The following is a 26,402-nucleotide window of genomic DNA, read 5'->3' on the forward strand; positions in this document are numbered from 1 at the left end:
AGAAATGCGGAATATCCATACAGAAGTAAAAACAGACAAGTTACTGCGCTGAGCGCAGAAGGGAGGTGGCATTTCTTTGTTGTAGTTTTTAGTCATTTCTTGTAAAATGGTAAATATACTAAAGAAAATCGGGGTGTCGCTATGAGTTCGAAAGACGAAACGATGTTGTTTAATTTTGATGACAATCTACAAAAGAATGTACAAGAGACATTGGCCCTTGTTTATGATGCGCTTGATGAAAAAGGGTACAACCCGATCAATCAGATTGTTGGGTATTTGCTTTCTGGTGACCCAGCGTATATTCCGCGTCATAACGATGCCAGAAACCTGATCCGCCGCCATGAACGTGATGAAATAATGGAGGAATTAGTGAAAAGCTATCTTTCTGGAACAGGCAGAATCATCCAATGAGGCTCATGGGTTTGGATGTCGGGTCCAAAACGGTAGGGGTTGCCATCAGCGACCCGATGGGATGGACGGCGCAAGGGGTGGAAATCGTAAAAATCGACGAAGCCAAAGGCGAATTCGGGATTGCCCGCATCGCGGAACTGGCCAAGCAGTACGAAGTCGAGAAATTTGTACTCGGGTTGCCGAAAAATATGGACAACAGCATCGGTTTCCGGGCGGAGGCTTCCATCGCTTATGGACAACTGCTGGAAAAAGAACTCGGCTTGCCGGTCGACTATGTTGATGAAAGGCTAACCACTGTACAGGCGGAAAAAATGTTGATCAACGAAGGAAATGTCTCCCGCAAAAAGCGGAAAAAAGTAATCGACAAACTAGCTGCCGTGATACTTCTCCAGAATTATTTGGACAGCCATTAAAGAAAGTGGTTTTTTTGCTGTATTTGCGTTACAATATCCTTTGTTTGAACGATAGCAACAATACTTTGATAAAGAGGTGCATACCATGACTGAACATAACCACGATCATGACCATGACCATAACCACGAGCACATCACAATCGTGGACGAAAACGGCAATGAAGAACTATTCGAAATTCTGTTCACTTTCGAATCGGAAGATTTCGGCAAATCCTATGTCCTGGTTTATCCAGCGGGAATTCCTGAAGGGGAAGAAATCGAATTGCAGGCTTACTCTTATGTGGAAACAGAAGACGGCGGCGAAGGCGATCTTGAGCCGATCGAATCGGATGAAGAATGGGATATGATCGAAGAGGTGCTGAACACTTTCATGGAAGACGAAGATCTTCAATAAAGTCTTGAGTGATTGCTGAAGCAAAACAAAAAGTGGATCCGGACGCAAAGTCCGGATCCTTTTTTTGTACGCTTTCCGAGTTGCGGCTGGATTTTTCCGTCGGAATAGAACCAACCTGAAAGGATGATGAGAAATCTGTCCAATATCCGCTATCTGTCTATGCAAATGACAAAAAAGGTTCAATTTACATAGGTTTTCGTGTATAATTACGGAAGTCGAATGGCTGATGATCCATTAATAGCCATCAAAGCAAGTAAGGAGGGCCTCGTCTTTGTCACAAAATGAACAGCAAGAACCTCAAGAGCCACAAAAGCTCATTCGGCCTACGCTGGAGAAAGAAGCCGTAGACAAAATGAAGATACGGAAAAAAGAACGGACACTAGTGCGAAAAATTGTTTTCGCGATTGTATCGATAGGGATCTTATTGGGGATCATCGTCGGCTTTGCCGGATACAAATATATAACGGACGCACTTCAACCGTTGGAGCCTGAAAGTACCGAAGTCGTTGAAGTGGAAATTCCGATCGGAACGTCCACCAAAGGGATCACGCAACTGTTGGAAGAGGGCAAGGTCATAAAAAATGCGACAATCTTCAATTACTATATCAAAACCCAGAATGTTTCCGATTTCCAAGCTGGATTTTATGAATTGTCCCCATCCATGAGCCTGAACGATATCATTGCGACGCTCCAGGCGGGCGGGAGCCCTGTGCCCCAATCAAGCGATCACAAAATCATCGTCAGAGAGGGCAATACTGCTGAAGAAATAGCTGCGGAAGTCGAAGCGAAAACGGATTTCAGCGCGGAGGAGTTCCTGGCTACCCTGAATGATCCGGAATTTTTGGCGAATGCTGTCGCGCAATACCCCGAGCTTCTGACGGAAGCTTCGCAGCGCACCGATACGCGTTACCGCCTCGAGGGCTATCTCTATCCGGCTACTTATGACTACTTAACTGGAAATGGTTTGGAGGAAATCGTTCTGCAGATGTTGCAAAAAACGAATGAAGTCTTGACGCCGTACGCCGAACAGATCGCTTCATCGGGCCATACTTTGCATGAAATTCTGACGATTGCCTCGCTTGTCGAAAAAGAAGGGGTCACCCCGGAAGATCGTGCCAACATCGCCAGCGTATTCCTTAATCGTCTGGAAATCGATATGCCGATACAATCAGACATCAGCATTTTGTATGCCTTGAATGAGCACAAGGAATTGGTGACTTTTGAGGACCTGGAAATCGATTCGCCTTACAACCTGTACAAAAACACTGGCATGGGGCCTGGTCCGTTCAACAGCCCGAGCGAAGGCGCGATTCAAGCAACCCTGGCTCCGGCCGATACAAATTATCTGTATTTCGTTGCGGATACCAAAACAGGCATTGTCTATTTCTCAGAAACATATGATGAACATCTGCAACTGCAAAGCCAATACGTAGACAGCGAATAAAAAAGCTAAGCTCGCTGCAAGAAGAGAGGAAGAGTACACCAGTGACAGTGAAAAAACCTATCGTTATCGGGGTGACAGGGGGATCGGGAAGCGGGAAAACCAGCGTCAGCCGGGCCATCTTGGATAAGTTCACCGATGTTTCCATTTTGCTGTTGGAACAAGATTTTTACTACAAAGACCAAAGCGATTTGCCGTTTGAAGAACGCTTGAAAACAAACTATGATCACCCGTTTGCTTTCGATACGGACCTGTTTATCCAGGACCTCAAGAAATTGATCCGCTACGAGAGTATCGAACAGCCAGTATACGATTATTCTAAGCATACCCGCAGTGATAAGGTGATCCACCGCGAGCCGAAAGAAGTCATCATCGTCGAAGGGATCCTCATTTTGGAAGATCCGCGACTCCGTGACCTGATGGATATCAAAGTCTATGTGGACACGGATGACGATATCCGCATCATCCGAAGAATCAAACGCGACATGGAATCAAGAGGCCGGACCCTTGATTCGGTCATCCAACAATATTTGACGGTTGTCAAGCCGATGCATCAGCAATTCATCGAGCCGACCAAAAAATTTGCGGATATCATCATTCCTGAAGGCGGACAAAATCAAGTCGCAATCGATCTGATGACGACGAAAATTGCCTCAATTTTGTCCGAAAATGCAGAATAAAAATAAATGTCCATAATATTTCAAAAATATAATTGCTTTTGGTGGGATTAAGTGGTATTTTATATTCACTATAAAACTAGACAGACAATAAACGATACAGCGCTCCAGGAAATGATCATTTCTTTTTGGATGGCAGGTTACCTGGCCCATGTTCAGCTGATTGTGGGAACAACTACCAGCGGAAAAAGAGAATTGCAATCCTGAGCCGGAAATCGAGTATTGAATCATTACTTAAAAGGGGCTATATTTCTTATGATCGAAAAAGCATATCCGATGACGGCTGAAGGTAAAGCCAAGTTAGAAGCGGAACTTGAAGATTTGAAAGTAAACAAAAGAAAAGAAATCGTGGAACGCATCAAAATTGCCAGAAGCTATGGGGATCTATCCGAGAATTCAGAATACGAATCAGCAAAAGACGAGCAAGCTTTTGTTGAAGGCCGCATCACAACCCTGGAAAAAATGATCCGTTTTGCTGAAATCATTGAAGTTCAGAATGTGGACAGCGATCTGGTTTCGCTTGGCCGCAAAGTGACGTTTGTGGAGTTGCCGGATGGCGACGAAGAAACATACATCATTGTTGGCAGCGCGGAAGCCGATCCGTTGGAAGGCAAGATCTCAAATGATTCACCGATCGCAAAAGCCTTACTGGGCAAGCATATCGGTGAAGAAGTCGTCATTGCTACACCGGGCGGGGACATGAACGTGAAAATCGTCAGAGTCGAACAAGCCTAGCATCACCAATTAAAAAGAGGATAGGACAAGGATCATCAGGAATGATTTTGCTGTCCTATCCTCTGTTTGTTTATGTTTCGGGTATAATGAAAGTGCCTGCATTCGCAGGGAATGCGACTTTAGTCGTATGCCGATGTCCGCCCATAGCGCACTGGCAAATCAGGCCAGATACTCTATAATGGAAGTAAATGAGAAAGATGCTGTTTTTGAGCCCTGAGGCCAGCGAAAATCCGGAAATTAGGGATAGAAAGGAGGGGCTGGCATGAAGAAGAATGCCTTGAAATTATTTTTGCTCTTGGAAGGATTGTTGGGGGTGGCTGTCCTTTTTCAGTTGGTGCAGGATACGGAGTTGCTGCTCGTCTTTGTTTTCGGTCTGGTATTCATCAAATTCGGCACCGGTAAAGGGGAGCGTCGTCAGATTCTCGGCTTGATTGGGTGGTTTATGGTAGGGATGAGCATCCTCTCCACTTTTTCGGTGTGGCTGATGTTGGTCTTCCTCATCATGTTCGTTGCGGTCAACGGCAGGGGCATCTGGTCTGAAATGAAGCTGGATACTTTTGTGGATGTGCCGTGGGAAGAGAAAGCATTCCGGACGGTCAAAACGAAAGAACCGGAACAGCGGAGCGGCACCAGAAAACGTCAGAAATGGATCGGCAACACCAGCATCGGGACGGATGTCTACGAATGGGATGACGTCAATCTGACCGTATTCATGGGCGATACCATTATCGATTTGGGGAATACGCTGCTGCCGAAAGAGGAAAATATCATCCTGATCCGCAAAGGATTCGGAAAGACTAGGGTGATTGTACCCTTGGGAGTCGGTGTGGCTGTCCATCATTCCGCCATCAAAGGGCAGCTTTTGTTCAACGAAGATGAGATAGCCTTGAACAACGAAACGGTCAAATTATACAGCCGCGACTACGATACAGCCAACAGAAAAATCAAGATCGTGTCCAATAGCCTGCTGGGTGACTTGGAGGTGATCTACCTATGAGAAAAAGAACATTATTGGTGCTGTTCGGCATGGTATTCGGTGTGTTTGCCCTGATCGTTTCGGGGGTGCTGTTTGCCTTGCGTCCCTTTTTGAGTTACCAGGAACTGATTGAGGTGGATCGTTTTTATGTGCCTGCCTTTCTTTATATCATCGTATTGATACTCTTTGCCGCCGCCGTCGTTACTTGGATCGCCCATTTTTATTTAAAAAATCAAGAAACCCGTATCAAGGACAAGCTGCACTGGCTTTATCTCGGCAAGTATGAACATTCCGTCTTCAACAAAAAACCGGACAGATCGTTGTTTTTGGATGAGTATTGCCAGGCGATCCAACTGGAAATCGAGTTGCTCAGGAAAAAGATGCTCAGCCTGTCCCGGGATGTACAACAGTTGTCTGCCAATCCGCAGCAGATCGGCAACGAAACGAAAGAGGAGATACTCGAGCAGGAGCGGCATCGGATCGCGAGGGAACTGCACGATTCCGTCAGCCAGCAACTTTTTGCCGCCATGATGATGTTGTCCGCGGTCAATGAGCGCGCCGAAGATTTCCCGGAAAAAATCCAGAAACAGATGCGCCTCATTGAGAGAATCATCAACGATTCCCAGTCGGAGATGCGGGCACTGTTGCTGCATCTTCGACCGACCAAACTAGAAGGCAAATCCCTGAAAAAAGGGATCGAACAGTTGCTGGTGGAACTGAAGTCAAAAGTCCAAATCAACATCAAATGGGAAATCGATGATGTCCATACGATGAGTGGCATCGAGGATCACCTCTTCCGTATCGTGCAGGAACTTCTTTCGAACACTTTGAGACATGCAAAGGCAAGCCAGCTGGAAGTGTATCTGAAGCAGACTTTGCAGGAAATCAGTCTCCGCGTTTATGATGACGGTGTCGGCTTCGATACCTCAATCGAAAAGTCCGGAAGCTACGGCCTAATGAATATCAAGGAGCGTGTCCAAGGAATGGGGGGAAGCTGCAAAATCATCAGTTTCCCCAAAAAGGGTACCGTAATCGAAATACGGATTCCGAATACCAATGTGAATGTAAATCGTTCAAATGCTGAATAGGAAAGATTCCGAAAAAATAGTTTCCTGAGGAGGGGTTAAGTTGATACGTGTATTGATTATCGACGATCACGAGATGGTCAGGCTGGGTTACTCGGCCTATCTGTCCATCCAAGATGACATTGAAGTGATAGGGGAAGCTGAAAACGGGATGATTGGCTATGAAATGGCCCTTGATCTGCGTCCGGACATCATTTTGATGGATCTGGTCATGGAAGTCATGGACGGCATCGCGGCGACCAAAGCGATATTGAATGATTGGCCGGAAGCGAAAATAATCATCGTCACCAGCTTCATCGACGATGAAAAAGTTTATCCGGCGTTGGAAGCAGGGGCATCCAGTTATATGCTGAAAACTTCTTCCGCTCACGAAATCGCGGATGCGATCCGTTCCACTTATCACGGGGAATCTGTCCTGGAGCCGGAAGTGACGGACAAAATGCTGGAGCGTTTTTCGAAAAGAAATATCCGTCCGTTGCATGAGGAGCTGACGGCCCGTGAGCGGGAAGTATTGCTGCTGATCGCGCAAGGCTACTCCAATCAGGACATTGCCGACCAGCTTTTCATCACGCTGAAGACGGTCAAAACGCATGTTTCGAATATTTTGACCAAGTTGGAAGTCGAGGACAGAACCCAGGCCACGATCTATGCTTTCAAGCACCATCTGATCCAATGACTTTGAGCAAAGTGTTATAGATTGAAGCCTCCATATGATAAGATGAATGTGATAGACAGTACCGAGAGGGGGCAAGCTGATCATCCCGATCAGCGAACAGATGAAAATAGAGATCAGTGAACGCGCACAAAAGTGGTTTGAACAGGAAATGGGCATTTCGCCAGGAAAAGGGGTTCGTTTCCTTGGGAAAGTTTACGGCAGCAGCCAAATACATGAAGGCTTTTCCGTCGGGCTTGATGTGGATGAACCAGTCGCTCCGATCGGCAAGGCCGAATACAATGGCATTCTGTATTATGTCGAGGATGCCGACGATTGGTTCTTCAATGGCTATGATTTGTACGTAGGCTTCGATGAAAAACAACGCGAACCCGAGTATAACTTCATCGCACAAAATGAAGAGGTCTGAAAATAAGCATGTCCCGCCAAGGACATGCTTATTTTTTTACAACAAAGAAAGAGGGCGCCGGATTCTGATCCGGCGTCCTCTTTTGGCCTTCCATTTGGTTCGTCTGCTTCAGACGCCCATGATGACAGGTACGATCATCGGGCGACGCTCCGTTTTTTCGTACAGATACGGCTGAATGGCGTTCGTGACGGTGTCTTTCAATTTTTTCTCGGTAACGGAATCGCTGCTTTTCAACAAGGAGAGTACATCGTGGCGCACGATCGTTTGGGCTTCATGGATCAGGTCGCCTGACTCGCGCATGTAGATGAACCCTCTTGAAAGGATGTCCGGTCCCGCCAGCAAATTTTTGTTGCGGTAATCGACTGTCAATACAACGACCACCAGTCCATCCTCCGAGAGGACGCGACGATCGCGCAAGACGATGTTACCGATGTCGCCGATCCCTTTTCCATCAACGTAGACATCGGCTGCGTTGAAGTTGCCGGCGCGTCTCGCGGAATCAGCCGTCAGAGCAAGGATTTCCCCGTTGCCGGAAATGAAACAGTTTTCTGCCGGGATGCCGACTGATTCAGCCAAGCTTGTGTGGATCTTCAGCATCCGGTACTCTCCGTGGACAGGCATGAAGTATTTCGGTTTCATCAGTGTCAACATCAGTTTTTGCTCCTGTTGGCCACCATGTCCGGAAGTGTGGACGTTGTTCACTTTACCGTGGACAACCGCTGCGCCGGCTTCCAAAAGCTGGTTGATGACGCGGTTGACACTGGTTGTGTTGCCCGGGATTGGTGAACTTGAGAAGATGACAGTATCCCCGGGCTGGATGGATATCTGTCTGTGCGTGCCGTTGGCGATCCGGCTCAAGGCAGCCATCGGCTCGCCTTGAGACCCCGTGCACATGATCAGTACTTTATCCGCAGGCAGACTGTTCAATTCCCGCGCATCGATGAAGAGATCATCAGGGGCTACGATGAAGCCCAATTCTCTGGCGGTACGGAAGTTCGTCTCCATGCTGCGGCCGAAGACTGCTATTTTCCGGCCCGTTTCAAGCGCCACCTCAGTGACTTGCTGCAATCTGTAGATATTGGATGAGAAGGAGGCGAAAATGATCCTTCCGGAAACTTTTTGGATGATATTTTTGAGGGATTGGCCCACGATTTGCTCGGATTGCGTGAATGCCGGTGTTTCGGCATTGGTGCTGTCGCTGAGAAGCAAAAGGACGCCTTCTTCCCCTATTTTTGCCATCTTATGGATATTCGCCGGTTTTCCGTTCGCAGGTGTGAAATCGAACTTGAAATCTCCGGTGAACACGATGTTGCCTGGAGGAGTCTTGACCACGATCCCCAAGGTGTCCGGTATGCTGTGCGTTGTACCGAAGAAGCTGATGCTGGTTTTACGGAATTTGATGACAGAATCTTCATTGATTTCGTGCAGGACAGCATCCCGCAGCAAGCCATGTTCATCCAGCTTGTTGCGGATCATGGCCAAAGCCAGTTTGCCTGCGTAGATCGGAATGTTCAGCTCTTTCAACAGGAAAGGAACACCCCCGATGTGATCTTCGTGTCCGTGCGAAATGAACAATCCTTTGATTTTGGTTTGGTTTTGCACCAAATAACTGTAGTCGGGAATCACATAATCAATGCCCAGCAAATCGTCTTCCGGGAACATGATACCGGAATCGAGGATGATGATCTCATCCTGGAATTGGATGCCGTACATATTTTTGCCGATTTCGCCTAAACCCCCGAGAGCAAAAACGCCGACTTCGTTATTTTTTATGTTAGGTTTCATACATTGAACTCCGTGATTTTGAAATCAGGGCTTTTTTGTTCATACTCCAGATGTTTGCCATCCAGCAGCTGAATGAATTCAATGTTGTAGGGGGTATTTTGTTCAACCAGTCTTCTTGCTTCAACCTTGTCGGATGCTTCGACGTAAAGAGCTTGTGTGTTCTCTCTTGTTGGTGCATCAAATTTGGCAGGTTGGTAAGTTACTTTAAATATCATATAGTTCACTCCATTTTCTTATTTGTTTTTGATAGTACTGTACTTAAAAATTACAATCTTAGTGTGCTAACTTGGTCAATAGTTGTATTTTTTCATACAATCGTTACTATGAGTTTACCACAATTAAGGCAGTTAGTATAGAAATGACTAGCAAAATCATTTTCCGGCATGCGCAAGCCTTTCCATTAGTAAGGCAATTCTCTTCTGTTTTTTTTATCGGAAGCAATCAATATTTTTGTAGACTTAATCAGTCTGATTGGCTAGACTTGAGGGAGTGGGTTGAATGGGCCGGACCGAAAAATGAGTGTTTTTTGCCCAGAAGAAACCGAATGAATAGTATCATTAAGGTAGGTGTATCAAAATGTCTTTAATTTGGCATTATATCAGCCGGAACGGCAAATTGCTCCTGTTGAACATGTTTGGCGCGTTCGGTTTCGTATTTGTGGAACTGGGGCTGCCGACGATGCTTGCGCACTTGATCAATCAAACGGTGGCCGGCGGAGGCAAAGAGAATATCCTGAGGACGACCCTGATCATGATCGGGTTGGCTTTGGTTGGTTTTATAGGGCGGATCATCGTTTCCTATGCAACGGGAAGAATCACGACCAATATGGTGGCAGACATGAGAAATGACATGTACCGAAATATCCAGACCTTTTCCCACGAGGAGTATGATCGTATCGGCGTTTCGTCGTTGGTGACGCGTGTGACCAACGATGCTTTTATTCTGATGCAATTCGCCCAAATGTTGTTGCGCATGGGCTTGATGACATTGATCATGATGTTCGCCAGCGCTTTTATGATTGCGCGCACGAGTCCGGCGTTATCGGTCATCCTGCTGCCGGCATTCCCGGCGTTGCTTGTGATGATCCTTGTGATCGGCAAGAAATCGCAGCCGCTATCCGAGGCCCAGCAGCAAAATCTGGATGCCATCAACGGGAATTTAAGGGAATCTCTGTCCGGCATGCGCGTCATCCGGGCGTTTGTCCGGGAAGCCTTTCAAGCTGATCGTTTCGCAGGGGTCAATGATGCCTACAGCCTGGTCTCGAAGAAGTTGTTCCGCCTGATGGCCTGGAATCAGCCCGTCTTTTCGCACGTCATCAATCTGATCATCATCGCCATCATGTGGTTCGGGTCCGAGCAGATCGAGGGAGGCAGCCTGCAGTTGGGGAACATGACCGCTTTCATAGAATACAGTTTCCATGCCTTGTTCTCGTTCCTGAATTTTGCGGTCGTCTTTATGATGTATCCACGGGCTTCGGTTTCAGCGAAGCGCATCCAGGAAGTATTGGGCACGGCCAGCAGCATTTCCCCGAACGAGGGAGGGATCGCGGAAACACGGACGCACGGTTATCTGAGTTTTGAAGATGTCAGTTTTGCCTATCCGGGGAATACGGATACGCCGGTGATCAGCGGTATCTCCTTCACCGCCGAACCAGGCCAATCGATCGCTTTCATCGGAAGCACCGGGAGCGGCAAATCGACGCTGATCCAGCTGATTCCGCGTTTTTATGATGTCACGAAAGGAAGGATCCTCATCGATGGCCATGATGTGCGCGATTATAATCTGAAGGCTCTGCGCAAGAAAATCGGCTTCATTCCGCAGAAAGCTTTGCTTTTCACCGGGACGATTTCCGACAATCTTCGTTACGGCAAACGGGATGCCACAAATAAAGAGATCGAAGAAGCTTCCGATATTTCCCAAGCCAAAGAATTCATTTACCGCAAACCGAACCGCTTCGATGAACATTTGGCTGAGGGCGGCAGCAACCTCTCCGGCGGGCAAAAGCAGCGCCTTTCCATCGCAAGGGCCATAGTGCGCAAACCAGATATTTATATCTTCGATGACAGCTTTTCGGCATTGGATTACAAAACGGATGCGGCCTTGCGCGCGCGGCTCAAAAAAGAGACCGGAAAAGCGACAGTCATCATTGTGGCCCAACGCGTCAGCACGATCATGCATGCGGATAAGATCATTGTCTTGAATGAGGGCGAGGTCGTCGGACAAGGGACGCATCAAGAGTTGTTGCAGAACAGTGAAATCTATTATGATATTGCGTCCTCACAATTGAGCAAGGAGGAACTTGCATGAAAAAAGTGGACAAAAGAACGTTTCTCCGGGTATGGGATTACCTCAAGTTTTACCGATTGAAGTTTTTCGGGTCCATCCTATTGACGATCGCGATGACGATTCTGAATGTACTGGAGCCTTTCATCATCGGGTTTGCCATTACGGAAATCGGCAGGAATGTGGCAGATATGCTGAACGGCGTGGAAGGCGCCGGCATAAATTACGATTACCTGTCGAAAGTGCTGCTGATCTATTTTGTTCGGGCCCTCTTTTATCAGGTCACGAACCTCTACTCGCAATTATTCATGACGGATGTCGTTCAGGATGCTATGCATGACCTGCGCAAAGATTTGAGCAACAAATTGAATCGGCTGCCGATTGCCTATTTTGACCGCAACCAGTTCGGGGATGTTTTGAGCAAAGTGACGAATGATGTCGACTCTATCGCCAACGCGCTGCAACAGTCCTTGCTGCAAGTGCTGAATGCCGTTTTGGGGATCACCTTTGCACTGATCATGATGTTCACGATCAGTTGGAAGTTGGCCAGCACGATGGTCATCATGATCCCTTTGGCCATGCTCCTTTCCAAAAAAATCACGCAACTGTCACAGCCTTACTTCCGCGGCCAGGCGAAATATCTCGGACAACTGAACGGGTTTGTCCAGGAATCGCTGACCGGCTTTTCCATCATCAAACTTTACGGAAAAGAAGAGGCTGCTTTCGATGAGTTCCGTTCCATCAATGAATCCCTGAAGAAGAATGGCTTCAAGGCCGCCTTCATCTCAGGACTGATGTCTCCGGCAGTGGCGCTCGTCACGAACGCCTCCTATATCCTTATCGCAGTGCTCGGGATTCTGCAAGCGATGGCAGGGGCGATGACGATCGGGAATGTGCAGGCGATGGTGCAGTACGTTTGGCAAGTGAACCAGCCGATTTCCACGATCACGCAATTGTCAGCCATCATCCAGTCGGCTGCCTCTTCCATCCAACGCGTCTTCGATCTCCTCGATCAGGAAGAGGAGGTGCAAGGCACAGCCAAGGCGACTTTGCCGAAGCAGATCCGCGGAGAAGTCACATTTGAAAACGTCTCTTTCAGCTATGACAAAGCCAATCCGCTCATCAAAAATTTCAACATCAGGATCAAGAGTGGGGAAACGGTGGCGATCGTCGGTCCGACCGGCGCCGGCAAGACGACGCTGATCAACCTCCTGATGCGTTTTTACGATGTTGATGCGGGATCCATCAAAATCGACGGTTACGACACGAAAGATCTTACGCGTGCGGATTTGCGTTCCCAGTTCGGGATGGTGCTGCAGGACGCCTGGCTCTACAAGGACACAATCACCGGGAATATCCGCTTCGGGAAGCTGGATGCGACCTTCGAAGAAGTTGTCGAGGCGGCGACCACAGCCAATGTGCATCATTTTATCCAGACTTTGGGCGCAGGCTACGATACGGTCATTAACCAAGAGGCTTCCAACATTTCCTTGGGTCAAAAGCAACTGTTGACGATCGCCCGGGCCTTCATCGCGGATCCGAAAATCTTGATACTTGACGAAGCGACAAGTTCTGTGGATACTAGACTGGAGGCATTGATTCAAAAAGCGATGAAACGCATCATGCAAGGCAGGACCAGTTTTGTGATCGCCCACCGGCTTTCCACTATCCGCGATGCTGATGTGATTCTGGTCATGGATCAAGGCGAAATCATTGAACAGGGCAAACACTTGGAACTATTGGAAAGAAAAGGATTCTATTACGATTTATACACCAGTCAATTCAAAAATGGATCAAAATAAGGAGAGCGAAAATTTGAACAACAAAAAATTCATTTTCTTCGATATCGACGGAACACTGCTGAACGACGAAAAGACGCCGCTTGAAAGCACTGTCCAAGCTTTGCGCCAACTGCAGCGGAACGGGCATGAAATCGCCATCGCGACAGGACGGAATCTGTTTCTGGCGCAGGAGGTCATCGATGCATTCCAGCTGGATAATTACATCGTCTGCAATGGCGCCGCAGGTTACTTCAAGCATGAACTCCGGTATGAGAACAAACTGGATCTCGATGCTTTTGAGAAACTGCTGCAAATTTCCGATCAAAGCGGCCATCAGGTCGTCTACGAATCGGCGCATGCATTGGCTCGTCGCCATGAATCGGTGGAGAGCAATGCAACCGATGCGATGAGGAGCATCGAATTCGAGGTTCCTGACCATGACAAATCATTCTATCTGAACAATCCGCTTTACCAAGCGCTTTTGTTCTACAAAGATGAAGAGAAGGCGATCTATGAAGGCGGCGCGTTCCCTGAATTCCGTTTCGTGCGTTGGCACGATGCGGGCGTCGATGTGTTGCCGAATCCGGGATCAAAAGCCCAGACCGCGCTCTGGATGGCGCAGCATCTCGGTTTCGCGCATGAAGACACCATGGCTTTCGGTGACGGAAACAATGATTATGAACTCATTTCCAGCGTCGGCTATGGCGTGGCAATGGGGAATGCGGTCGATCCGGTCAAGGATGTCGCCAAATTCGTTACGAAAGACTGCAATTCAGGCGGAATTGCCTACGCACTTGAAAAATTAGGCTTGATATAGAAGCGGAAATAGGGTATGATGTCATACATAAGGCGTTTTTGCCGAATGTCTTTCATACCCTGTTATTTCGGGGGCGTAGCTCAGTTGGGAGAGTGCTTGACTGGCAGTCAAGAGGTCGTGGGTTCGAGCCCCATCGTCTCCATAAAAATAAAGAAAACAACTCTTAGAAAGCTTGATATGAAGCAATTCATATCCCTTTCTGAGGGTTGTTTTTTTGTTGTGTCGTAGGCATAGACCTTTAGCGTTGTTTTTGAATCTCGGTACTTGAGTGCTGATGTAGTTCACCTGTTTGTTTTTGCTTCTTTTTCAAATACTCCGCACGTATTTTTTCAAGTTGTTGCTTTTTATCAAATTTGGCAGGCGTCTGTTTTTCATGATACTTCGTCACAGCTGCCTGACCCTTGTAATCCAATTGATATTTTCCCATTCTGTTCACCTACTTTTCTTGTCCTTGAAGAGAATCCCTTCAACGAATATATTATACCTTATTTTACTCTTTATTGTGGCTTATTTATTAAGGAGATAATATACCCATCATCTCCATAAGATTACAAGATTAACCTTTCGAAACGTTGGTAGGACGGTGTTCCTTCGGCGCTCAAAAGGTTATATTTCTTGTTTTTCCTGCCTGTTTCGACTACATTTCGATTGGAATATCCAACTGTCATGACAGTAAATGTTTTTGGTAGGGTTTCCAAATTCAAAAAGTTGTTGACATTATTCCCCGCAGAACGTAATGTGTGAATAATATATTATATCGGATGAAGAGAGGATGAGAATTCGGGTGAAGAAATCGGTTTTGACTTTCCGCAATGCCAAGCAGAAAAATGAGCGGCTGACGATGCTGACGGCTTACGACTATTCCACGGCCCAGCTGATCGATGCTGCAGGCATTGACGCCGTTTTGGTGGGCGATTCGCTAGGTATGGTGATGCTGGGGTATGAAGACACCTTATCGGTTACGATGGAGGACATGATCCACCACACGAAGGCTGTCGCCAGAGGGGTAAAGGAGGCGTTGGTCGTAAGCGATCTGCCGTTCATGTCGTACCAGACTTCCGTCTATGATGCGGTCGTGAATGCAGGCAGACTGATCAAGGAAGGCCGGGCGCAGGCAGTCAAACTGGAAGGCGGACTTGAAGTCTGTCCGCAGATCAAAGCGATCGTGGAAGCCTCCATTCCGGTCATGGCGCATTTAGGCCTGACGCCGCAATCCGTCAATGCTTTCGGAGGCTTCAAGGTCCAAGGGAAAGATGAAGAAGCGGCGCGCAGCCTGATCGAGCAGGCGAAAGCGGTGGAAGCGGCAGGAGCTTTCGCGGTTGTGCTGGAATGCATACCGGCCAAGTTGGCTGAGCTCATCACGCAGAGCATTTCGATTCCGACAATCGGCATCGGCGCAGGGAACGGCTGCGACGGCCAGGTTCTGGTTTATCAGGATATGCTGGGGCTCTATTCCGATTTCACGCCGAAGTTCGTCAAGCGTTATGCCGAAATCGGACCGCAGATGCAGACAGCCATCGGAACCTATATATCCGAAGTGAAAAGCGGCGCGTTTCCGGCACCGGAGCACACATTTGCGCTGGCCGATGCGGTCATCGAAAAATTATATTAGAGGGGTAATCACTGATGAAGATTGCAGCAACGGTTGAAGAAATCCGCAGTGCCGTGAAGGCTTGGAAAAAGGAAGGGTTGTCGGTCGGCTTTGTTCCGACGATGGGCTATCTCCACGAAGGCCATCAAAGTTTGATGCAGAAAGCCGTCAGCGAAAACGATCGGGTGGTCGTCAGCATCTTTGTGAATCCGATGCAGTTCGGCCCATCCGAAGATTTGGAAAGCTACCCAAGGGATCTGGAAAAGGATGCCGCTCTGTGCGAAGCCAGCGGAGTGGATCTGATTTTCCATCCCGAGCCGAAAGAGATGTATCATCCCGACTTCAGCACTTTTGTGGATATGCAGGGTCTGACGGATAGCTTATGCGGAAAGAGCAGGCCAGGCCATTTCCGGGGAGTCTGCACGGTTGTGACCAAGCTGTTCAACATCGTGCAACCAGACCGCGCCTATTTCGGCCAGAAGGATGCCCAACAATTGGCGGTCATCCAGCAGATGGTCCGCGACCTGAATATGGACGTCACCGTCATCGGCTGTCCGATCATCAGGGAAGCGGACGGATTGGCGAAAAGTTCGCGCAACAGTTATCTGTCGGCTGACGAACGCAGGGCGGCACTGGTGCTGAGCCGATCGCTTGAAGTCGCGAAGCAGCTGCTTGCAGACGGCGAGCGGGATGCCACAAAAATCCGGAACGCCATTTCGGAAACGATCCAAGCGGAGCCGATGGCGAAGATCGATTATGTGGAGTTGGTGGATGCGCGAACGCTGCAGCAAGTGGATAGCGTCGAGCGTCCTGTATTGGTGGCTTTGGCAGTTTATATCGGAAAAACGCGTCTGATCGATAATTTAATCATGGAATAAGTGGGGGGAAAACAATGCAACTCAATATGCTGAAAAGTAAAATACACCGCGCCGTCGTTGTCCAGGCGGAGCTTTCCTATGTGGGCAGCATCACTATCGACAAGGATCTGCTGGACGCCGCTGGGCTGATCGAATACGAAAAAGTCCAGATCGTCGACATCGATAACGGCGCCCGGTTCGAAACGTACGTCATCGCAGGCGAACGCGGCTCGGGCATGATCTGCCTGAATGGTGCCGCAGCGCGCTGCGTTCAGGTGTCCGACAAAATCATCATCATGGCTTACTGCCTGATGGATGAACAGGAAGCGAAGGAACACAAACCGCTAGTGGTGTTCGTGGATGAACAGAATGCCATCACAACGGTAACAAGATATGAAGAGCACGGAAGGCTCAGCATGTAGCCTGTCCTTGCAGAAACAAAAGAAGCGCAACCGCATCAGGCCAATCGGCCATGATGCGGTTGCGCTTTTTCTTATCGCACGGATTGCAGGGTGTGCTGGATATCTTTGATGGAGAGCTGCAGTTTTTCGTATTCTTCCTCATCCAGCGGCAAGGGGATCTGTCTCTCCAAGCCGTTTCTGCCGATGATGCAGGGCATGCTGAAGGCCGCTTCGCCGTGGCAATTGTAAAAGCCATCGACAGTTGCGGTCACAGGGAAGATGCTTTTCTCGTCCAACATGACCGCGCGTGCCAAAACAGCTGCGACTTCCCCGATGCCGGAATTGGTCCAGCCTTTCCAGTTGAAGACATCGGAAGCTGTGTGCACCACTTCTTGGCTGATAAATTCCCGATCCACTGGTTCAGCTCGATCCAATAACGCATCGCATTGAGAAAGTGTGAGGGCACCGACAGTCGTGCTGCTGAAAGCCGCGAAGGCGGTGCTTCCGTGTTCGCCCATGATGTAGCCGCTGACAGCTTTGGGGTCAACCCCGTAGTGGGAAGCAATAATCTGGCGGTAGCGGAAAGTATCCAAGGTTGTTCCGGTGCCGAAAATCCTGCCTTTCGGATAGTCGAACTCATTTTCGGCGATGTAGGTGATCGTGTCGACCGGATTCGTAATCAGGATGATGATGGCCTCGTGCGTATAAGCCGTGATGCCGGCCATGATTTTGCGTATCTCAACGGCATTTTCTTTGCCCATCAAGGCTCTCGGAGGCATATCCTCGCCCGGGCGCGGTTTCTCGCTGACTCCCGCGGAAATGATGATGACATCGGCATCGGCGCAGTCGGCGAAGTCTCCGGCATAGATTTTGCTGTTGGTCCGATAGCTGGCAGCCAGAGCATGGCGATGGTCCAATGCTTCCCCTTTTGCCGTGTCCTCCTTGCTGTCGATCAGGACGATTTCGGAAAATAAATTGAGGTGGCTACAGTCGGTCAATACTTGGGAACCGACATGCCCGACCCCGATGATGGCTAATTTTGTTTGGATCATAAGTTACATTTCCTTTCGTTTTGAGATATTGTCACGTATGGCTTGGTGCATTTCCGCCACTGAATAGACGATTGGTTCCAGCACCACTTTTTCATTCTCTGTCTTTCGGCGATGATTGAACCACAAAGTCGTCCAGTCGGCAGTCTGGCCGCCGATGACGTCCGTTTCGTAGGTATCCCCGATGAAAAGCAACTCGTCAGGTCTCGCCTTCAAAGCCTCTTGCACATGCGCGAAGGCCTCAGCGTGGGGTTTTGGAAACCCGATTTTTTCGGAAATGAAGATGCGTGATGGTGGCACCCATCTCTCCAGGCCCAGCGCAGTGAACTTCTTCATTTGGTGCATTTCGGGACCGTTTGTGAAGACCGCGATTGGAATATGCTGGCTCTCCAACTCATCCAGCAGCTGTTCGATGCCGGGGCTCAGCACGATTTCTCCTTGCCTTTTTTGGTAGGCTTCCTGGAAATGAATCGCTTCTTCGTCGGCGAGCGGAAGACCCAAGTCAATGAAGGTGCGCTGCGTGCGCATGATATGGGATTCGGAAAGCGTCAGTCCCCCGCTGGCGAACAGGTCGAAAGCCTCATCGCAATGCTTGCGGAAAAGGGCGAAAGCAGCCTCATCGCTGTGCTTGTTCGCCAAGGGATAGCTTTCCAACACTTGGAAAAAAGGACGTGCAGTATCGTACAGCGTATCGTCCAAATCGAATAAAATAGTATGCATTGTTGCGGTGTACCCTCCTTTAATTGTTGCAGTCAGTATAGCATCCGAAACCGGTTTGTTGAAATGGAAAAATTGGGAATGGCCGCTTTCCGTGCTCGGAAGCGGGTGTGGCGCGCCAAATAAGGGAGCGAAGCGCTTGTTGTTGCAAATTCAAATTCCTTACAGTATAATAGCATACAATAATGTCATACGATCATACAATAGTGGAAGAGGCTGCGAACATCAAGAGTAAAATGCCCGTTTGAAAGGGGTGTTCGCCGAAATACAGCATTGGCTGTGTTGGGTTCAGGGTAAATAATCCTGAGACTGTCAGAACGGTTTGCCCAAAACCGTTCGTGGAGTACTTTCGGTATTGCGGGCAGAAGGAAGCTGGATTATAGGGCCTTTTGCTTTATAGTCTATTTTTTTGCACAAAAACGGACTGAATTATCGTTGTTATGACGTTTTATGGGTAGAAAGGTGGACAAGAACGGCCGTATAAACAGGGTTATTTTTATTATTTTTGAGCAAGTGAAAAAAGACTATAAAACCTTAGGAGGAAACAGAAATGACAGTAAAGGCATGGAAAAAAACATTGGCAGCATTGACAGGTTTGTTCATTTTGGCGGGTTGCGGAAACGGAGCAACTGAGGATTCATCCGCAGCCAACGGTTCAGCAGATTCGGATACATTCGTGGTCGGCATGGAAGCGGGCTACCCTCCTTTCAACTGGACCCAAAATGATGACAGTAACGGCGCAGTGAAAATCGAAGGCGCTGATGGCTATGCGAACGGATACGATGTGCAGATGGCCCAGAAAGTGGCGGAAGGCCTGGGCAAGGAACTGGTCATCGTCAAGACCGAATGGGATGGCCTGGTTCCGGCCTTGGTTTCATCCAAAATCGATGCCATTGTTGCGGGGATGTCGCCGACAGATGAGCGCAAAGAAGCGATCGATTTTTCGGATTCCTACTATACTACGGAACTGGTTATGGTCGTAAAGGCGGACGGCGCTTATGCGAATGCGGCCTCTTTGGCTGATTTTGCAGATGCAAAGGTGACTGCGCAATTGAACACATTGCACTATGATGTGATCGATCAGATCGAAGGGGTTCAGAAACAACCAGCCATGGACAGTTTCACTTCCATGCGCGTAGCTTTGGAATCAGGCACGATCGATGCATATGTTTCGGAACGCCCGGAAGCGATCAGCGCTTCGGCAGCCAACCCTGCTTTCAAAATGATCGAGCTGGATAAGGCAGATACTTTCGAATTGTCGGCAGCTGATTCCGAAATCGCCATCGGCTTGATCAAGGGAAGCGAATTGAAAGACCAAATCAATGAAATCCTGAGCGGGATCACTGAAGAAGAACGCATCCAGATGATGGATGAAGCAATCCAAAACCAACCGTCAGCTGAATGATCAAGGCGAACGGAACATCAAAAAGGGGCAAAAATTAAATGGAGTTTAGTTGGGTTATCCGCATCATCGAAGAAAACTGGCAACAGTTTCTGACGGGTGCATGGACAACGTTATATATCGCATTAATCGGAACCGTCATCGGGCTGGGCATCGGCCTGATGATCGGCGTCATCCGTACGATCCCGGTGGCAGAGTCGGGATGGAAAAAACATATGTACAACGTGGTGAATTTTTTGTTGTCCTGCTACATCGAAATTTTCCGCGGCACGCCGATGATCGTGCAAGCGATGGTCATCTATTATGGAGCGGCATTGGCATTTGATATCGACATGAACCGCATCTTCGCGGCGCTCCTGATCGTATCGGTCAATACCGGCGCTTACATGTCGGAAATCGTCCGCGGCGGAATCATTTCCATCGACAAAGGGCAATTCGAAGCCGCGCAAGCGATCGGAATGAACCACCTGCAGACGATGCGGAATATCGTCATGCCGCAAGTGATCCGGAATATCCTGCCTGCGACAGGGAACGAATTCGTCATCAACATCAAAGACACATCCGTACTGAACGTCATTTCCGTTTCCGAATTGTTCTTTACGACCAAATCGATTTCCGGGAACAACTTCCGCTACTTCGAATCATTCTTCGTGGCTTCAATCATTTACTTCGTCATGACCTTCACGGTGACGCGCATCCTGCGTGCCATCGAAAGAAAGATGCAAGGCCCGGACAATTATCAGATGATGGGTGCAGGTCAAGATCAACTGACCACACCAGAATTAATGGCTCGCAAAAAACAGGCAGAAAGAGACAGAGCAAATTAATTGCCACAGGAGGAATCATTTGATGGAAAAAGTTATTGACGTACAGCATCTGAAGAAGAGCTTTGGCCAACATGAAGTGCTGAAGGATATCGACTTCAGCGTAAATAAAGGGGAAGTCGTGTGCATCATCGGTTCATCCGGTTCGGGTAAATCGACATTGTTGCGCTGCATCAATCTGCTGGAAAAACCTTCAGCAGGTGAAATCATCTACAACGGCGAAAACATTTTGGATTCAAAACACGACATCTTCAAATACCGCAGCAAATTGGGCATGGTTTTCCAACAGTTCAACCTCTTCAACAATCTTGATGTGCTGCACAATTGCACGGTCGGGCCGGTGAAAATCCTGAAAAAATCCCAGCAGGAAGCCGAAAGCACTGCGATGGGCTATCTGGAACAAGTGGGGATGGGGAAGTACATCAATGCCAAACCGGATCAATTGTCAGGCGGGCAAAAACAACGTGTTGCGATCGCCCGCGCTTTGACGATGGAGCCGGACGCATTGTTGTTCGATGAGCCGACATCCGCTCTGGACCCTGAAATGGTCGGGGAAGTATTGAAGGTTATGAAAGATCTGGCCAACAGCGGCTTGACGATGATCGTCGTGACGCATGAAATGGAGTTCGCCAAGGAAGTTTCCGACCGCGTCATTTTTATGGACCAAGGCGTCATCCTAGAACAAGGTGCCCCTGATGAGATCTTCAATCACCCGAAAGAAGAGCGCACCAAGCAGTTCCTGGAGAGATACCTCACGAAATAAAAAAGAAAAGAAGAACGGGCCTGCATCGCTGCAGAACCGTTCTTCTTTTTTCATTCGATGATGATGACATCGTCTGCCACTGCGAATGGTGCTTGTTCATTGATGTGGTCGTAGAACATGACGCCGTTCAGGTGATCGATTTCATGCTGGACTACAATGGCCGTATAGCCTTTATAGCGCGCTTTATGCGTCACTCCTTCGGCATCCTGATAAGATACCGTAATGCGGCTGTGTCTGACGACGAACCCCGGAACTTCTCGGTCCACTGAAAGGCAGCCTTCCCCGCCTTTCAGGCAGGCGCTCTCGATGGAGTGGCTGATGATTTTGGGATTGAACATCACTTTAGCCAATTCCGGAGGATCGTCTTCATATTCCCCGGGTATCAGCACTGCAATGATGCGCTTGGCCACGTCGATCTGCGGAGCCGCCAAACCGACACCGGCGCGCAAATTAAGTTCTTCGGCAATTTTTTCATCCTGACTGTTCGAAAGGAATTCCATCATTTCTGCGGCGATTTTTCGGTCCTCCGCAGACAAAGGGAAAGCGACCGAGTCGGCTGACTTGCGCAGTGTGGGATGACCCTCGCGGATGATGTTATCCATAGTGATCATGCTTCATCCTCCTTTAATTAGTTATTTATATTGAAATGATTGGTCCAGCTAACTACAAAACACTTCACGTTCCATAGTACACGTTTCGAAAAAAAAAAGCTAGACTCATCTTTTCTCTTGTAATAAAGAAGAGGTATGTGTAAAATAGAAAAATGAAAAAATGATTACACAACGGTGTGAGGTTTTTTTGACTCTATAGCGAAAGAAGAGATGTTTTTTATGACAGCAGCTAAAGATTATATTGAAAAAGTCTATAAAAAGGTTCAAGATAGAGGCCCGCATCAGACAGAGTTTTTACAGGCGGTGAGAGAGTTGTTTGACACGATCGAACCAGCGTTGGAAAAGAACCCTCAATACATCAAATGGAACATTCTGGAAAGAATGGTAGAACCTGAACGCATCGTTTCCTTCCGTGTACCTTGGATGGATGATAAAGGTGAGGTTCAAGTGAATAAAGGTTTCCGTGTCCAGTTCAATTCGGCCATCGGACCATACAAAGGCGGATTGCGTTTCCATCCGACCGTGAACGAAAGCATCCTGAAATTCTTGGGTTTTGAACAAATCTTCAAAAACAGTCTGACCGGTTTGCCGATCGGAGGCGGTAAAGGCGGATCCGATTTTGATCCTAAAGGCAAATCGGATGCTGAAGTGATGCGTTTCTGCCAGTCCTTTATGACTGAGTTGCAAAGGCATATCGGACCTACTTTGGACGTTCCGGCAGGGGATATCGGAGTCGGTGGACGCGAAATCGGGTATCTGTACGGCCAATACAAACGCTTGAACGGCGCTGAAACAGGCGTGCTGACCGGCAAGCCGGTTGTGATGAACGGCAGCTTGGCGCGTACGGAAGCGACAGGATACGGTCTGGTCTACTATACGCAAGAAATGTTGAAGGCGAACGGAAAATCGTTTGCTGGCCAAAAAGTGGTCGTGTCCGGAAGCGGAAATGTTGCCATCTATGCTATCCAAAAAGTGCATGAATTTGGAGGGACGGTTGTAGCTTGCTCCGATTCGAACGGATACATCTATGATGAATCAGGGATCGATGTTGCTTTGCTTCAAGATATCAAAGAGGTCCGCCGTGAAAGGTTGACTGCCTATGCTGCTGAAAAAACTACAGCGGTCTATAAAGAAGGCAGTGTCTGGGACTTTGATCTGAACTACGATATTGCCTTGCCTAGCGCAACGCAAAATGAGATCGACAAAGAACAGGCCGAAAGACTGGTCAAAGCTGGCGTATATTGTGTCAGTGAGGGGGCGAATATGCCGAGTACTCTGGAAGCTGTGGAAGTTTATGCTGCCAACAATATTTTTTACGGGCCGGCTAAAGCTGCCAACGCGGGCGGAGTAGCAACTTCGGCTTTGGAAATGGCGCAGAACAGCGCCCACAGCCATTGGACTTTTGAAGAAGTCGACGGCAAACTGCAGGACATCATGGCGAACATCTTTAAGACAGCTGAAAAAACAGCTGAAGAATACGGCATACCTGGCAACTACTTGGCAGGCGCCAACATCGCAGCGTTTGTGCAAGTGGCGGATGCCATGATGTATCAAGGATTAGTTTGATCCCGGTTTTAACATAAATTTTTTACGAAAAAAGGTTATTTCTTTATTGAAATAGCCTTTTTTGTTTGTTTCCGACAGGAAAAACAAGCTATTTTAATCATGTTTTCATAATGACGAGATTGTGATTTCGTGAATGAACCGAATGGCGGGATAAACACCTCGGAAAAATAGCAAAGCGGTTAGCAGAATTTGCTGAAACTGGTTATCCAAAAAACGGTAGTCAAAAGGAAAATGCTGTTCCAGGTTTGAAAGCCTATTCCATCAACGATTGTCACCTTTTCTTGAAACAGATGAAGTGTGCATATGATACAGTTCGTTTGCATCTGATTGCGACAATCTGCAAACATAGATAACTATGGTGAATCAATAAATGAATAAAATGCAACGCTTTCCATTCGTTAATGATTGAACATAAAGAATCGGTTAAACGCTTACAAATAAGCAGTATAGGATATTCTGTGCCTAAAAAATGAAAACTTCCCTTTAGCCTTGCATATATCTCGGATGCGTGGTAAATTATTCATGTAACAACTGTGGATTGATACAGTTGAAATCATCTGTATAAACCTCATCGGCAGAGATGAAATATTTAGGGAATAGAGAGGAATGTGTTAGCATGGCTACAAAAAAAACAACAATCGATCTTGACGCATTATTAAGCGGCACGAACACAGATTTTCGCATGGTCCAAATCATGGACGAAGAAGGGAACATTGTGAATCCTGAGCTCATGCCAGATCTATCTGATGAACAATTGGTTCAATTCATGACAGATATGGTATGGTCCAGAATTTTGCATGAACGTTCGACAGCGTTGAATCGTCAAGGGAGACTGGGTTTCTATGCGCCTACAGCAGGGCAGGAAGCGAGCCAGTTGGGCAGTATCGCAGCAATCGACAAAGAAGATGTGTTGTTGCCTGGTTACCGCGATGTCCCGCAACTGGTCAAACACGGCCTGCCGTTATCGCAAGCTTTCCTATGGTCAAGAGGCCACGTGGATGGTAACAAATATGCTGCTGACTTGCAGGCTTTGCCGCCTCAAATCATCATCGGCGCACAATACGTGCAAGCAGCCGGTGTTGCATTAGGTTTGAAGAAGCGCAACAAGAAAAATGTGGTCATCACTTATACGGGTGACGGCGGAAGTTCGCAAGGGGACTTCTATGAAGGAATCAACTTTGCAGGCTCCTACAAAGCGCCTGGCATCTTCTTTATCCAAAACAACGGATGGGCAATCTCCACACCACGCCATGTCCAAACAGCAGCTCAAACTTTGGCACAGAAAGCAGTCGCTGCCGGAATCCCTGGTATCCAAGTCGATGGCATGGACATCTTGGCTGTGTATGCAGTGACCAAAAAAGCGAGAGAGTACGCTGTTGCCGGTAATGGCCCGGTATTGATCGAAACAATCTGCTACCGTTTCGGCCCGCATACTTTATCCGGTGACGATCCAACCCGTTACCGCGACACTGCGGAACTGGAAGGTTGGCAAGCTAAAGACCCGTTGATCCGTATGCGCAAGTATTTGACCGCAAAAGGACTATGGTCTGAAGAAAAAGAAAATGAAGTCATCGAAGCAGTCAAGGAAGAAATCAAAGATGCCATCAAAGAAGCCGACCAGGCACCAAAACAGAAGGTCTCCGACTTCCTGAAGAGCATGTTTGAAGAACCGAATCAAACGATTGCAGAACAAATCGCTTACTACGAAGCAAAGGAGACTAAATAATCATGGCACAATTAACTATGATCCAAGCCATCACTGATGCGCTTGCAATTGAACTTGAAAACGATCCTAACGTATTGATCTTCGGAGAAGACGTAGGTAAAAACGGCGGTGTATTCCGTGCGACACAAGGACTTCAAGAAAGATTTGGTGAAGATCGCGTGTTTGATACTCCTTTGGCTGAATCCGGTATCGGTGGTTTGGCATTCGGTTTGGCTCTGGAAGGGTTCCGTCCCGTTCCGGAAATCCAATTCTTCGGTTTCGTATTCGAAGTAATGGATACAGTGGTAGCCCAAGCAGCGCGTACACGTTACCGCATGGCCGGCACACGCAACCTTCCGATCGTGTTCCGCTCTCCTTTCGGTGGCGGGGTGCATACTCCGGAATTGCACTCGGATAACCTGGAAGGTCTGATGACCCAGTCGCCAGGTCTGAAAGTGGTCATCCCTTCAAATCCATACGATGCAAAAGGTCTGTTGATTTCCGCTATCCGCGACAATGATCCTGTTGTGTTCTTGGAACACATGAAATTGTACCGTTCATTCCGTGAGGAAGTTCCTGAAGAAGCATACACTGTTCCGATCGGCAAAGCTGCCATCACAAAAGAAGGAACGGACGTATCCGTCATCACTTACGGCGCAATGGTTCGCGAAGCTGTTAAAGCTGCAGAAACGCTTGAAAAAGAAGGCATCTCTGTAGAAGTAATCGATTTGCGTACGGTTGCACCACTTGATATCGAAACAATCATTGCATCTGTAGAAAAAACAGGCCGTGTCGTTGTTGTCCAAGAAGCACAGCGTCAAGCTGGTGTGGGCGCGATGGTCATGTCCGAAATTTCGGAACGCGCAGTATTGTCTTTAGAAGCTCCTATCGGACGCGTGGCCGCTCCGGATACTGTCTTCCCATTCGGTCAAGCGGAAAACATTTGGTTGCCGAATGCTACCGACATCGAAAACAAAGTAAGAGAAACGTATCATTTCTAAGAGCTGAAAGTTTGGACAAATACAATTCCATACCC

26 protein-coding genes, 1 tRNA gene, 1 pseudogene and 1 riboswitch are annotated in these 26,402 nt (G+C 48.0%); of the genes and pseudogenes, 22 read left to right on the forward strand and 6 right to left on the reverse strand.

All coding sequences use genetic code 11. The features are described 5' to 3' along the window. Positions 1–141 precede the first annotated feature (141 nt). The 10 genes from BMX58_RS08045 (at position 142) to BMX58_RS08090 (ending at position 7,214) form a co-directional block, all read left to right on the forward strand. Complete coding sequence (locus BMX58_RS08045; RefSeq protein WP_068623726.1) at positions 142–411, forward strand: IreB family regulatory phosphoprotein; 270 nt, start codon at positions 142–144, stop codon at positions 409–411. Further along, positions 408–824, forward strand: a complete 417-nt coding sequence (ruvX, locus tag BMX58_RS08050; RefSeq protein ID WP_068623724.1) for a Holliday junction resolvase RuvX — start codon at positions 408–410, stop codon at positions 822–824. Before BMX58_RS08045 ends, ruvX begins: the two co-directional genes overlap by 4 nt. A gap of 85 nt (positions 825–909) precedes the next feature. Continuing rightward, positions 910–1,218 carry a DUF1292 domain-containing protein gene (locus tag BMX58_RS08055; RefSeq protein WP_068623722.1) on the forward strand — a complete coding sequence of 103 codons (309 nt, stop codon included), beginning with the start codon at positions 910–912 and terminating at the stop codon, positions 1,216–1,218. A gap of 382 nt (positions 1,219–1,600) precedes the next feature. Then, positions 1,601–2,662, forward strand: coding sequence for an endolytic transglycosylase MltG (mltG, locus tag BMX58_RS08060; protein WP_165605752.1), 1,062 nt, complete (start codon positions 1,601–1,603; stop codon positions 2,660–2,662). A gap of 41 nt (positions 2,663–2,703) precedes the next feature. After that, positions 2,704–3,339 carry a uridine kinase gene (gene udk / locus BMX58_RS08065; protein ID WP_068623717.1) on the forward strand — a complete coding sequence of 212 codons (636 nt, stop codon included), beginning with the start codon at positions 2,704–2,706 and terminating at the stop codon, positions 3,337–3,339. 252 nt (positions 3,340–3,591) lie between these two features. Next, a complete protein-coding gene (gene greA / locus BMX58_RS08070; protein WP_068623715.1) occupies positions 3,592–4,071 on the forward strand; it encodes a transcription elongation factor GreA in 480 nt (159 codons plus the stop codon). Positions 4,072–4,333: 262 nt separating this feature from the next. After that, positions 4,334–5,068 (forward strand): cell wall-active antibiotics response protein LiaF, encoded by a 735-nt coding sequence (gene liaF, locus BMX58_RS08075; protein WP_068623713.1) that lies wholly within the window; start codon positions 4,334–4,336, stop codon positions 5,066–5,068. Then, positions 5,065–6,135 carry a sensor histidine kinase gene (locus tag BMX58_RS08080; RefSeq protein ID WP_068623712.1) on the forward strand — a complete coding sequence of 357 codons (1,071 nt, stop codon included), beginning with the start codon at positions 5,065–5,067 and terminating at the stop codon, positions 6,133–6,135. Before liaF ends, BMX58_RS08080 begins: the two co-directional genes overlap by 4 nt. Before the next feature lie 40 nt (positions 6,136–6,175). Beyond that, entirely contained in the window at positions 6,176–6,808 is a 633-nt protein-coding gene (locus tag BMX58_RS08085) for a response regulator transcription factor (protein ID WP_068623710.1), read from the forward strand. A 100-nt stretch (positions 6,809–6,908) separates the two neighbouring features. Further along, entirely contained in the window at positions 6,909–7,214 is a 306-nt protein-coding gene (locus BMX58_RS08090) for a HesB/YadR/YfhF family protein (protein ID WP_068623708.1), read from the forward strand. A gap of 108 nt (positions 7,215–7,322) precedes the next feature. Here the strand turns inward: BMX58_RS08090 and rnjA are convergent, their stop codons facing one another. Then, positions 7,323–8,999 (reverse strand): ribonuclease J1, encoded by a 1,677-nt coding sequence (rnjA, locus tag BMX58_RS08095; RefSeq protein WP_068623706.1) that lies wholly within the window; start codon positions 8,997–8,999, stop codon positions 7,323–7,325. After that, positions 8,996–9,214 carry a DNA-directed RNA polymerase subunit epsilon gene (locus BMX58_RS08100; protein WP_068623704.1) on the reverse strand — a complete coding sequence of 73 codons (219 nt, stop codon included), beginning with the start codon at positions 9,212–9,214 and terminating at the stop codon, positions 8,996–8,998. Before BMX58_RS08100 ends, rnjA begins: the two co-directional genes overlap by 4 nt. 361 nt (positions 9,215–9,575) lie before the next feature. Between BMX58_RS08100 and BMX58_RS08105 the strand changes: the two genes are divergently transcribed. From BMX58_RS08105 to BMX58_RS08120, 4 genes are all read left to right on the forward strand, one after another. Then, entirely contained in the window at positions 9,576–11,306 is a 1,731-nt protein-coding gene (locus tag BMX58_RS08105; protein WP_068623703.1) for an ABC transporter ATP-binding protein, read from the forward strand. Beyond that, the gene (locus BMX58_RS08110; RefSeq protein ID WP_068623701.1) at positions 11,303–13,084 is read left to right on the forward strand and encodes an ABC transporter ATP-binding protein; all 1,782 of its coding nucleotides are present in this window, start codon (positions 11,303–11,305) and stop codon (positions 13,082–13,084) included. Before BMX58_RS08105 ends, BMX58_RS08110 begins: the two co-directional genes overlap by 4 nt. A 13-nt stretch (positions 13,085–13,097) precedes the next feature. After that, on the forward strand, positions 13,098–13,880 hold the full coding sequence (locus tag BMX58_RS08115) for a Cof-type HAD-IIB family hydrolase (protein WP_239420579.1): 783 nt from the start codon (positions 13,098–13,100) through the stop codon (positions 13,878–13,880). A gap of 69 nt (positions 13,881–13,949) precedes the next feature. Continuing rightward, a tRNA-Ala gene (locus tag BMX58_RS08120) sits at positions 13,950–14,022 on the forward strand. Positions 14,023–14,118: 96 nt separating this feature from the next. Here BMX58_RS08120 and BMX58_RS08125 read toward each other — a convergent pair. Next, the gene (locus BMX58_RS08125) at positions 14,119–14,307 is read right to left on the reverse strand and encodes a hypothetical protein (protein WP_068623697.1); all 189 of its coding nucleotides are present in this window, start codon (positions 14,305–14,307) and stop codon (positions 14,119–14,121) included. Between the two features lie 345 nt (positions 14,308–14,652). Between BMX58_RS08125 and panB the strand changes: the two genes are divergently transcribed. Genes panB through panD form a run of 3 tightly spaced genes read left to right on the forward strand, consistent with a single transcriptional unit; the run spans position 14,653 to position 16,750 of the window. Beyond that, positions 14,653–15,492 (forward strand): 3-methyl-2-oxobutanoate hydroxymethyltransferase, encoded by an 840-nt coding sequence (panB, locus tag BMX58_RS08130; RefSeq protein WP_423229060.1) that lies wholly within the window; start codon positions 14,653–14,655, stop codon positions 15,490–15,492. A 14-nt stretch (positions 15,493–15,506) separates the two neighbouring features. After that, on the forward strand, positions 15,507–16,349 hold the full coding sequence (gene panC / locus BMX58_RS08135) for a pantoate--beta-alanine ligase (protein ID WP_068623693.1): 843 nt from the start codon (positions 15,507–15,509) through the stop codon (positions 16,347–16,349). A gap of 14 nt (positions 16,350–16,363) precedes the next feature. Beyond that, positions 16,364–16,750 (forward strand): aspartate 1-decarboxylase, encoded by a 387-nt coding sequence (panD, locus tag BMX58_RS08140; RefSeq protein WP_068623690.1) that lies wholly within the window; start codon positions 16,364–16,366, stop codon positions 16,748–16,750. Between the two features lie 71 nt (positions 16,751–16,821). Here the strand turns inward: panD and BMX58_RS08145 are convergent, their stop codons facing one another. After that, positions 16,822–17,781 (reverse strand): lactate/malate family dehydrogenase, encoded by a 960-nt coding sequence (locus BMX58_RS08145; protein ID WP_068623688.1) that lies wholly within the window; start codon positions 17,779–17,781, stop codon positions 16,822–16,824. A gap of 3 nt (positions 17,782–17,784) precedes the next feature. Beyond that, positions 17,785–18,498 (reverse strand): HAD family hydrolase, encoded by a 714-nt coding sequence (locus tag BMX58_RS08150; protein ID WP_068623685.1) that lies wholly within the window; start codon positions 18,496–18,498, stop codon positions 17,785–17,787. 199 nt (positions 18,499–18,697) lie between these two features. Then, positions 18,698–18,852, forward strand: a riboswitch (Lysine riboswitch). 193 nt (positions 18,853–19,045) lie between these two features. Between BMX58_RS08150 and BMX58_RS15075 the strand changes: the two are divergent. Continuing rightward, positions 19,046–20,724: pseudogene (locus tag BMX58_RS15075) on the forward strand (ABC transporter permease subunit). A 22-nt stretch (positions 20,725–20,746) separates the two neighbouring features. Then, a complete protein-coding gene (locus BMX58_RS08165; protein WP_068623678.1) occupies positions 20,747–21,484 on the forward strand; it encodes an amino acid ABC transporter ATP-binding protein in 738 nt (245 codons plus the stop codon). 50 nt (positions 21,485–21,534) lie between these two features. Here the strand turns inward: BMX58_RS08165 and def are convergent, their stop codons facing one another. Beyond that, positions 21,535–22,095: a peptide deformylase gene (def, locus tag BMX58_RS08170; protein WP_068623676.1), complete on the reverse strand. Its 561-nt coding sequence runs from the start codon at positions 22,093–22,095 to the stop codon at positions 21,535–21,537. Between the two features lie 219 nt (positions 22,096–22,314). On the opposite strand from def, the gene gdhA reads away from it, so the two are divergent. The 3 genes from gdhA to BMX58_RS08185 all read left to right on the forward strand — a co-directional run bounded on the left by gdhA (position 22,315) and on the right by BMX58_RS08185 (position 26,367). After that, the gene (gdhA, locus tag BMX58_RS08175) at positions 22,315–23,661 is read left to right on the forward strand and encodes an NADP-specific glutamate dehydrogenase (RefSeq protein WP_068623673.1); all 1,347 of its coding nucleotides are present in this window, start codon (positions 22,315–22,317) and stop codon (positions 23,659–23,661) included. A gap of 616 nt (positions 23,662–24,277) precedes the next feature. Beyond that, entirely contained in the window at positions 24,278–25,387 is a 1,110-nt protein-coding gene (gene pdhA, locus BMX58_RS08180; RefSeq protein WP_068623671.1) for a pyruvate dehydrogenase (acetyl-transferring) E1 component subunit alpha, read from the forward strand. A gap of 2 nt (positions 25,388–25,389) precedes the next feature. After that, a complete protein-coding gene (locus tag BMX58_RS08185) occupies positions 25,390–26,367 on the forward strand; it encodes an alpha-ketoacid dehydrogenase subunit beta (protein WP_068623669.1) in 978 nt (325 codons plus the stop codon). The last annotated feature ends 35 nt before the right edge of the window (positions 26,368–26,402 follow it).

It is taken from the genome of Trichococcus ilyis (assembly GCF_900109135.1).
GTDB lineage: Bacteria > Bacillota > Bacilli > Lactobacillales > Aerococcaceae > Trichococcus > Trichococcus ilyis.